This is a genomic window from Kitasatospora sp. MBT66 (genome assembly GCF_000710405.2).
GTDB classification, from domain to species: Bacteria; Actinomycetota; Actinomycetes; order Streptomycetales; family Streptomycetaceae; genus Kitasatospora; species Kitasatospora purpeofusca.
On sequence record NZ_JAIY01000006.1, the window covers coordinates 443,144 to 452,343 of the forward strand.

Consider the following 9,200-nt stretch of genomic DNA (forward strand, 5'->3'; position numbering starts at 1 on the left):
GCCGCGCGCCGTCCTGGTCGCCGGGCACGGCAGCGCGCTGACCGCCGGCGAGATGCTCGCCGCGCTGGCCGGCACCGCGAGCCTGGTCGCCCCGCTGCCGCCCACGGACGCCGCGCCCGTACCGCGTGCCGACCGCGCCACCGCCCCGGCCGTCTTCACGGCCGGCCTGGCCTGGCAGCTCCCCGGCTGGGCGGGCCCGCTCGACCTGCTGGTGATCAGCTCCGCCGCCGGCGGCGAACGCGGCCTGGTCGCCCTCGCCGAGCAGGCCTACGCGCGCGGCTGCGCGATCGTGGTCACCGCCCCCGAGGGCAGTCCGCTCGCCGAGGCCGCCTTGCAGGTCCGGGCGCTGCCGCTGCCGTTCGTGCCCTCCGCCGACACCTCCGACGCGCCCGCCGACGAGGACGGCGAACGCGGCCGGGGCACCGAGCCCGACCTGCCCGCCGAGGACCCGGCCGCGCTCTGGGCCCACCTCGCCCCGCTGCTCGCGCTCACCCAGAAGCTGGGTGTCACCCCGCTGCCCTACGACGCGCTCGCGGCGAGCGCCGACCTGCTGGACGCCACCGCCGTCCGCTGCCGTCCGGACGCCGCCGCGTACACCAACCCGGCGAAGAGCCTGGCCGCCCGGCTGGCCGGGACCGTCCCGCTGCTCTGGGCGGAGGGCCCGGTGGCCGGCGCCGCGGCCGGGCGGTTCGCCGCCCAGCTCGCCGAGCGGGCCGGCCGCCCGGCCCTGGCGGGCCTGCTGCCGCAGGCGCTGACCGCGCACCGCGGCATGTTCACCGGCCAGCTCGGCGCCGGCGCCGACCCGGACGACTTCTTCCGCGACCGGGTCGAGGAGCCGGACCCGCTGCACCTCCAGGTCCTGCTGCTGCGGCAGACCGCGGAGGAGGCGCCCGCCGGTCCGGGCTCCGCCGCCGGTCCGGGCTTCGGGGGAGCGCCGGGAGCTTCGGGAGCGCCGGGAGCGTCGGGAGAAGAGGAGGACGGCGGCCCGGCCGAGGTCCCGGCCGACGACGCGCGCCCGCGCAGCTTCGGCGTCACCCGGGCGCACCGGCTCGCGGCCGCCCACGACGTCCGGCTGACCGAGTACGCCAGCCGTCGCCCCGAGCCGCTGCACGCCCTGGTCGAGCTGGTCGCGCTCACCGACTTCGCCGCCGTCTACCTGGGGCTCGCCGCGCAGTCCTGAGCCGCCGACGGGTCGGCCCGGTACCGTATGCGCTCGACGACGACCGGGCCACCGGGCGACCGGTCACGGGCCGCGCGGACGGCCCCCGACGGAGGGACCTTCCGAGCAATGAGCACCGAAGGCGGTACCAAGGCGCTGGTCGCGGCGCTGGCCGCGAACCTGGGCATCGCGGTGAGCAAATTCGTCGCGTTCGCCTTTTCCGGCTCCTCCTCGATGCTCGCCGAGGGCGTCCACTCGGTGGCCGACTCCGGCAACCAGGTGCTGCTGCTGATCGGCGGCAAGCGGGCGCAGCGCGAGGCCACCCCCGAGCACCCGTTCGGCTACGGGCGCGAGCGGTACATCTACGCGTTCCTGGTGTCGATCGTGCTGTTCAGCCTCGGCGGCATGTTCGCCGTCTACGAGGGCTACGAGAAGATCGCCCACCCGCACGAGCTGGACAACTGGTACTGGCCGGTGGGTGTGCTGGTCCTCGCCATCGCGCTGGAGGGCTGGTCCTTCCTCACCGCGTTCCGCGAGGCCGTCAAGGACAAGGGGACGCACGGCTGGCCGGCGTACATCCGCCGGGCCAAGGCGCCCGAGCTGCCGGTCGTACTGCTGGAGGACACCGGCGCGCTGATCGGCCTGGTGCTGGCGCTGTTCGGCGTGGGGCTGACCGCGATCACCGGGGACGGGATCTGGGACGGCGTCGGCACGCTGTGCATCGGCGTGCTGCTGGTCGTCATCGCCTTCGTGCTGGCCGTCGAGACCAGGTCGCTGCTGCTCGGCGAGTCGGCACACCCCGAGGTGGTGGCGCAGATCCGGGACGCGCTGGTCGACCACGACTCGGTGGACCGGGTGATCCACATGCGGACCCTGCACCTCGGCCCGGAGGAACTGCTGGTCGCCGCCAAGATCGCCGTCCCGGCCGACTCCACGGCCCCCGAGGTCGCCGCGGCGATCGACGCCGCCGAGGTCCGGATCCGGCGGGCGGTGCCGATCGCCCGGGTCATCTACCTGGAGCCGGACATCTACAGCGCGGAGAAGGAGGCGGCGGGTGACGACCCGTACGCCACGCCCGGCGGACCCGTTCCCGGCGGGGCGCACTGAGCCCGCGCGGGCCCCGGCCCGGAGGCCGAAAAACGGCCGTACCGGGCCGTTCGGCGGGGCCGTCGGTGTAGATTCGTCCCCAGAGCCAGAACGTCGCTGCTGATGGCGGTCGATCGGTGACCCGCCCCCCACGGGGGCGTGCCGGTCGAGGGAGAGAGGTCCTCCGACGGTTTGTGCCGAGCAACAGGACAGCCGTACCGCGCCGACCCGGCCGCGGGCCGGTGGCCCTGGCGTCGCCGCACACCGTTGCGGCCCGCCGTGTTGTGACGCACCCCAGGACCTTGGCCCCGCCCCACCCCCTCAGCGAGGAGCAGACACGCATGTCGACCGACATCACCGGTGACTTCAAGGTCGCCGACCTTTCCCTGGCCCCGTTCGGCCGCAAGGAGATCCAGCTCGCCGAGCACGAGATGCCCGGCCTGATGACGATCCGCGCCGAGTACGCCGAGTCGCAGCCGCTGGCCGGCGCCCGGATCACCGGCTCGCTGCACATGACCGTGCAGACCGCCGTCCTCATCGAGACCCTCACCGCCCTCGGTGCCGAGGTCCGCTGGTGCTCCTGCAACATCTTCTCCACCCAGGACCACGCCGCCGCGGCCATCGCCGTCGGCCCGAACGGCACCCCGGAGAACCCGCAGGGCGTTCCGGTCTTCGCCTGGAAGGGCGAGACCCTGGACGAGTACTGGTGGTGCACGGAGAAGGCGCTGACCTGGCCGAACGGCCAGACCCCGAACATGATCCTGGACGACGGCGGCGACGCCACCCTGCTGATCCACAAGGGCGTCGAGTTCGAGAAGGCCGGTGTCGCGCCGGACCCGTCCACCGCGGACAACGACGAGTTCCGGATCATCCTGGAGCTGCTCAACCGCACCCTCAAGGACACCCCGAACAAGTGGACCGAGGTCGCCGCCACCATCAAGGGCGTCACCGAGGAGACCACCACCGGTGTCCACCGCCTGTACGAGATGCACCGTGACGGCAAGCTGCTGTTCCCGGCGATCAACGTCAACGACTCGGTCACCAAGTCGAAGTTCGACAACAAGTACGGCTGCCGCCACTCGCTGATCGACGGCATCAACCGCGCCACCGACGTCCTGATCGGCGGCAAGGTCGCCGTCGTCGCGGGCTACGGCGACGTGGGCAAGGGCTGCGCCGAGTCGCTGCGCGGCCAGGGCGCCCGGGTCATCGTCACCGAGATCGACCCGATCTGCGCGCTGCAGGCCGCGATGGACGGCTACCAGGTCGCCACGCTGGACGACGTCGTCGAGACCGCCGACATCTTCATCACCACGACCGGCAACAAGGACATCATCATGGCCTCCCACATGGCCCGGATGAAGCACCAGGCCATCGTCGGCAACATCGGCCACTTCGACAACGAGATCGACATGGCCGGCCTCGCGAAGCTCCCGGGCGTCGTGAAGACCGAGGTCAAGCCGCAGGTCCACGAGTGGCGCAAGGAGGACGGCCGCACCATCATCGTGCTGTCCGAGGGCCGTCTGCTGAACCTGGGCAACGCGACCGGCCACCCGTCGTTCGTGATGTCCAACTCCTTCGCCAACCAGACGATCGCCCAGATCGAGCTGTTCACGAAGACCGAGCAGTACCCGATCGGCGTCTACGTGCTGCCGAAGCACCTGGACGAGAAGGTCGCCCGGCTGCACCTCGACGCGCTGGGCGTGAAGCTCACCGTCCTGTCCCAGGACCAGGCCGACTACATCGGCGTTCCGGTCGAGGGCCCGTACAAGGCGGAGCAGTACCGCTACTGATGCGGTGACAGGCGAACACCGGTGGCCGGCGTCCCCTCGCGGGGGCGCCGGCCACCGGCGTTCCGGGCCGTCGTGGCTCCGAGCGTCGTCAGGGGGTGACCTCGGTGGTCCAGGCGGAGCGGTCGGTGCCGAGCGGGACGAGCCGGTCCAGCCAGCCGTTCAGACCGCCGGTCGCGGTGAAGGCGGCCTCGTTCCAGGCGGTCGCGCAGATCCGCACGCCCTGGGTGTCGGTGCACAGCTGGGCGGACAGCGACCCCGTGCTCGGCGTGTTGCTCACCTCCGGGGTCGTATCCGGCTTCGGCGCCGGGGGCGCGGTCAGGAGCTGGAGCCCCGGCCGGGACGACGGGGGGACGGGCCCGACGGCGGGCCGGGCGTCGAGGCTGATCTGGTCGTCCCCGGACCGGTAGTTGACGTGCGCGGACCAGGGGGAGCCGTCGCCGGCCGAGGCGCCCAGGTAGAGGCTGACCCCGTCCTGGGTGAAGCCGGCGGGGATGTCCTTGACCTTGAACGGCAGCCGAACCGCCTGCCGGCCGGTGGTGACCTTGTCGGCGATTCTGAGCATCATGTCGAGGACGTCGTCGTCGGCGCGCAGATAGGTGCCGTGCAGTTCGATCCAGTTCCCGTCGGCCGCCTGCCAGCGGAGCGTGTAGTCACCGCTCGGACCCGCCGGGTCGTCCGGAGCCCGGCCCACCCAGTACGCGGGCCTGCCGTTGACCGGCCGGGCGTCCACCCGGTACTGCTGCCGGCCCAAGTTGTCGGTCCCGACGGTCGGCGCCCGGTCCGCCGCGTAGGCCGAGAGGAAGACCGTCTGGTGGTTCATCGCCAGCGCGTCCGGGCCGGTCTGCGGAGGGCCGTAGGCCTTGCCGTTGAACAGGGTGGGCGCGCCGGTGAAGCCGATGGTGTAGCTGGCCCCGTCGAAGCCGTCGGGCAGCCAGCCGAAAGCGGCCGCGATGGTGAGCGGGTCGTGGCCGGTGTCCGGGCCGAGGGCAGGCAGCACCGGGTCCGGCGCGGCCGGGCCGGTGGCGGCCTTCTGCGGGCCGGCGGTGTCCCGGTCCGGCAGGGTGGCGCCGAGGACGGAGGCCCCCACAGCGACCGCCGTCACCGCGCCGAGCACCCCGAGCCGGCGCCGGCGCAGCCGGGACCGGCCCCGGCGGATCGCCCAGGCGGTGTCCGTCCGGCCGAGCGGGGCGGGGGAGTCGGCGAGCGCGGTGAGGCCGGCGGCCAGTTCGGCGGCGAGGCGGTCCTCGGTGAGGTCGGTGCGGTCGTTCATTTCGCTGCCCCTTCCACCGGCACGGCCGGCCGGAGGTCTCGGAGTTCGGGAAGGTCGGTGCGCGCCGTGAGCCTGGTGTGCTCGGTGCGGTCCCGGAGGTCCTGCTGGTCGAGGGACCGGCGCAGGGCGTCGAGGCCCCGGGAGGTCTGGCTCTTCACATTGCCGGTGGAGCACCCCAGCGCCGCCGCGGTCTGCTCCACCGTCAGGTCGCAGTAATGCCGCAGCACCACGGTGGCCCGCTGCCGGGGCGGCAGGGCGGCCAGTGCGCGCCGGAGATCGACCGACAGGTCCAGGTCGGTGCCGGCGGCGGCCGGCTCGGGCACCGCCCCGGTACGGCGGCGGGCGGTCCAGCGCCCCCAGGGGGAGCGCTGCTCGGCGAGGAAGGTGTTCACCAGGACGGTCCGGGCGTACCCGTCCAGGTTCTCCAGCCGGGACAGCCGCGACCAGCGCACATACAGCTTGGTGACCGACTCCTGGACCAGGTCGTCCGCCCGGTGCCAGTCACCGCAGAGCAGGTAGGCCACCTTGCGGAGCCACGGCGCCCGAGCCGCGACGAACTCCGTGAACTCGGCGTCGCGGGTCTGCTTCGCCATCGATGAATGCTCCCTTCCGCGGCGCCGCGGTCGCGGCGCACACCTCCCTAATGCGGGGCGTCCGGCAGAGGTTGCACGTCCGTTCGAGCCGGTTCGCTGGTCCGGCCCGGGCCGGACGTAGGCTTTCGGGCATGCCCAACGGCCGCTACTCGCTCCACGACGTCCACGACCATGTGCTGCTCGGTGAGGAGCGCTTCAGCTGCGCGCCCGGCCCGGCCGGCTGGCGGTACGTGTCCAAGACCTACGCGCCGGACGGTCAGGTGCTCGGCACCGTGGACCTCACCCTGGACTCGCGCTCCCGCCCGCTGCGGATGGAACTCCGGGCCGGCGGCTGGCAGGTCAGGGGCGGGGCGGTCGACGGGGTCGCCTGGGTGCGGGCCGACGCCGCGGACCCGGCCGGGGAGCAGGCGGTGGAGGGGCACGACCGGGCGCACGGCTTCGCCGGACGCTCGCCCGCGTTCCTGGTCGCCGCCGCGCGGATGCTCCGGTTGCAGGAGGGGGCGAGTGCGCGGGTCCGGCTGGTGGCGTTCACCGATCCGGTGCTGGCGCCGCGCACCTTCGACCAGGGGTGGCTGCTGGAGGGGGTGGACACGCACGACACGGACTCGGGACCGCTGCTCGTCGAGCGCTACCAGGTGGCGGACCTGGAGACCGGGGAGCAGCAGGTGGTGCACCTGGCGGGGGACGTGGTGCTGGCCGCCGGGGGCATCGAGCTGGAGGAGCTGGAGTCGCCGCCGAACGCGTGGCCGGCCGGGTTCGGGTACGGGGAGGGCCTCGGGTAGGCGCGGCTCAGGCGGGCGGGGCGAAGCCGGTGCCGGCGGCCGGGGGGCTCGGCGGCGCGGGCGGCGTGCTGGGGGCGGCCGGCGGCGCGGGGTGGTGCTGCTGCCCGGGCCCCGTCGGCTGCGGGGCGTGCTGCTGGGGACCGTACTGCTGCGGGGCGTACTGCTGACCGTGGGCCTGGGCCTGGGCCTGCTGCTGGAACGCGTACCCCTGCGCCCTGGTCCACTCGCGGCGCTGCCGCTCGGTCAGGACCGCGCCCAGGTACGCCGCCGGGTGCACCCCGTACGGCACCGGGTGGCCGGTGCGGGCGGCCAGGTCGTCCGCGAGCCGGGCGGACATCCGGTGGGCGACCGCCTGGTCCAGGTCGCCGATCCGCCCGAGGAACTGCCGGACGGCCAGCCACAGCGGCTCCGGCACGGCGGAGAGGTCCAGCGCGACCAGCTCGCCGCCGATCGCCTGCAGCAGCTGCGGGTTCACCGGCGGCAGCGCGGCCGCCGCTCCGCCGCCACCGGGCACCCGCTCGCGCACCACCAGCGTCCCCGCGAAGACGTCCCCCAGCCGCTTCCCCTCGGACGACACCACCGAGCAGATCACCGCCGGCACGCCGAACAGCACGATGATCTCCAGGAAGCCGACCAGACCGCGCACCAGCGAGTGCCGGAACCGCACCGGGCCGCCGTCGCTGCGCACCACCCGGAGCCCCAGCGCGGCCTTGCCCAGGGAACGCCCACGGCTGAGGGTCTCGATCATGATCGGCAGCGCGACCAGGAAGAGGACGGTCAGCCCGATCGTCACGGCGGCGACCGCGGCGCTGTCCAGATCCGGTGCGAGCAGGCTCAGCACCAGGGTCGTCACCACGAGGCCGACGAGCTGCACGGCGAGGTCCAGCGTGACGGCCAGGCCCCGGCTCGGAAGCTTCGCCGTGCGCAGGCCGAGGACGACCGCCTCGCCCGTCACCAGGTCGCTCAAGACACCCGTCCGTTCCCGTCGGTGGTACGCGGCCCGTGGGAGGGGAATCCGGCGGACCGCCCCCACGATCCCGTGATCTGCTGCCCGTCAACATACGGGGCCGCGGAGCCGCCCGGAAAGGGAGGTCCCGGCCGCCGCGGTGCCGTTCCCCCCTGGCATGCTGGGCCCACCTGCCCGCACCCGCCCGATCGCGCGTCCCGCGCCGACCATGGAGCCGCCGCATGGACCTGGACGTCTTCGTCGCCACCCACCAGGGGGAGTGGGCCCGGCTGGACGCCCTCACCAGGAAGCGGCGTCCGAGCGGCGAGGAGGCGGACGAACTCGTCGCCCTCTACCAGCGGGTCACCGGCCATCTGGCCAAGGTCCAGGCCGCCGCGCCCGACCCGACTCTCGAAGGCCGGCTCACCACGCTGGTCTCGCGGGCCCGCGACTCGGTCACCGGCAGCCGGACGAGCGGCTGGCGGGACGTCGCCCGCTACTACACGGTCAGCTTCCCCGCCGCGCTCTACCGGGCGCGCCACTGGTGGATCCCGGTCGCGGTGCTCTCGCTGGTCGGTACGGCGCTGGTCGCCTGGTGGGTGGCCGGCCACCCGGAGGTCCGCAACAGCCTCGGCGCGCCGGACGCGCTGCGGGAGATGACCAGGCCCGGCGGCGCCTACGAGGCCTATTACTCCGACCGCCCGGCGAGCTCCTTCGCCGCCCAGGTCTGGACGAACAACGCGTGGATCGCCGTGCAGTGCCTGCTCTACGGAGTGGTGCTCGGCCTCCCGGTGCTGTGGGTGCTGTGGAGCAACGTCCTCAACCTCGGACTCGGCGTCGGGCTGATGGCCTCCGCCGGCCGCCTCGACGTCTTCCTCGGCCTGCTCATCCCGCACGGTCTGCTGGAGCTGACCGCCGTCTTCGTCGCCGGCGGGCTGGGACTGCGGCTGGGCTGGACGATCGTCGACCCGGGCCCGCGCAGCCGGGCCACCGCGCTCGCCGAACAGGGCCGCTCGATCGTCGGCATGGGAATCGGCCTGGCGACGGTACTGGCGGTGTCCGGCGTACTGGAGGCCTTTGTGACGCCGTCCGGCCTGCCGACCTGGGCCCGGATCACCATCGGCGCGCTCGCCGAGGTCGCATTCCTGTTCTATGCCCTGGTGTTGGGGCGAAAGGCCGCCGCGACCGGCGAGACCGGAGACATCGACGCGGCCGACCGGGCGGACCTCCAGCCTGTCGCGGCCTGAGTCGATGTGATCACCAGGCCCCTGACCTGGTACTCTTCTCGCATCCCAGAAAAACCATTGACGTGGTCGGGCTGGGCTAGTAGGTTTGAACGGTTGGGACGGACTGGACAACAGTCGGGCTCGGGCGTTAATGTCTACGACATCGCCGAGTCGAGGTGAGTGTGCTTCTCAAATGCACGCCCTCTCCGACGAGGTAAATCCCGGAACTGAGCACACCGAAAGCTTTGATAGGCTTCGGAGCGAAGTGAAGGAAATCCCCCCAGCGGGAATTCGGAGAAACGAAAGCCGGTCAAACCGGCCGCGAAGATCTGATAGGCTGGGAACACG

At 73.2% G+C, this 9,200-nt stretch carries 9 protein-coding genes; 5 read left to right on the top strand and 4 right to left on the bottom strand.

The genetic code is table 11. The features are described from left to right. The 3 genes from BI06_RS14520 to ahcY form a co-directional block, all read left to right on the top strand. The coding region (locus BI06_RS14520; RefSeq protein ID WP_043468482.1) for an SIS domain-containing protein at positions 1-1,180 on the top strand (1,180 nt) is incomplete at its 5' end. 108 nt (positions 1,181-1,288) lie between these two features. Further along, on the top strand, positions 1,289-2,266 hold the full coding sequence (locus BI06_RS14525; protein WP_030398086.1) for a cation diffusion facilitator family transporter: 978 nt from the start codon (positions 1,289-1,291) through the stop codon (positions 2,264-2,266). A 320-nt stretch (positions 2,267-2,586) separates the two neighbouring features. Beyond that, positions 2,587-4,035 carry an adenosylhomocysteinase gene (gene ahcY / locus BI06_RS14530; protein WP_030398087.1) on the top strand — a complete coding sequence of 483 codons (1,449 nt, stop codon included), beginning with the start codon at positions 2,587-2,589 and terminating at the stop codon, positions 4,033-4,035. Between the two features lie 88 nt (positions 4,036-4,123). Here the strand turns inward: ahcY and BI06_RS14535 are convergent, their stop codons facing one another. Continuing rightward, positions 4,124-5,305 carry a hypothetical protein gene (locus tag BI06_RS14535; RefSeq protein WP_043468486.1) on the bottom strand — a complete coding sequence of 394 codons (1,182 nt, stop codon included), beginning with the start codon at positions 5,303-5,305 and terminating at the stop codon, positions 4,124-4,126. After that, positions 5,302-5,898: a SigE family RNA polymerase sigma factor gene (locus tag BI06_RS14540; protein WP_078880653.1), complete on the bottom strand. Its 597-nt coding sequence runs from the start codon at positions 5,896-5,898 to the stop codon at positions 5,302-5,304. The genes BI06_RS14535 and BI06_RS14540 overlap by 4 nt, the downstream gene beginning before the upstream one ends. A gap of 131 nt (positions 5,899-6,029) precedes the next feature. Between BI06_RS14540 and BI06_RS14545 the strand changes: the two genes are divergently transcribed. Continuing rightward, positions 6,030-6,680, top strand: a complete 651-nt coding sequence (locus BI06_RS14545; RefSeq protein ID WP_030398090.1) for a hypothetical protein — start codon at positions 6,030-6,032, stop codon at positions 6,678-6,680. 7 nt (positions 6,681-6,687) lie between these two features. On the opposite strand, the gene BI06_RS14550 is transcribed toward BI06_RS14545, so the two are convergent. Continuing rightward, positions 6,688-7,647, bottom strand: a complete 960-nt coding sequence (locus BI06_RS14550) for an RDD family protein (RefSeq protein ID WP_030398091.1) — start codon at positions 7,645-7,647, stop codon at positions 6,688-6,690. Positions 7,648-7,868: 221 nt separating this feature from the next. On the opposite strand from BI06_RS14550, the gene BI06_RS14555 reads away from it, so the two are divergent. Then, positions 7,869-8,873, top strand: coding sequence for a stage II sporulation protein M (locus BI06_RS14555; protein WP_030398092.1), 1,005 nt, complete (start codon positions 7,869-7,871; stop codon positions 8,871-8,873). Positions 8,874-9,007: 134 nt separating this feature from the next. Here BI06_RS14555 and BI06_RS52890 read toward each other — a convergent pair. Further along, positions 9,008-9,200: hypothetical protein (locus tag BI06_RS52890; RefSeq protein ID WP_206743639.1), on the bottom strand; the 193-nt coding region annotated here is incomplete at its 5' end.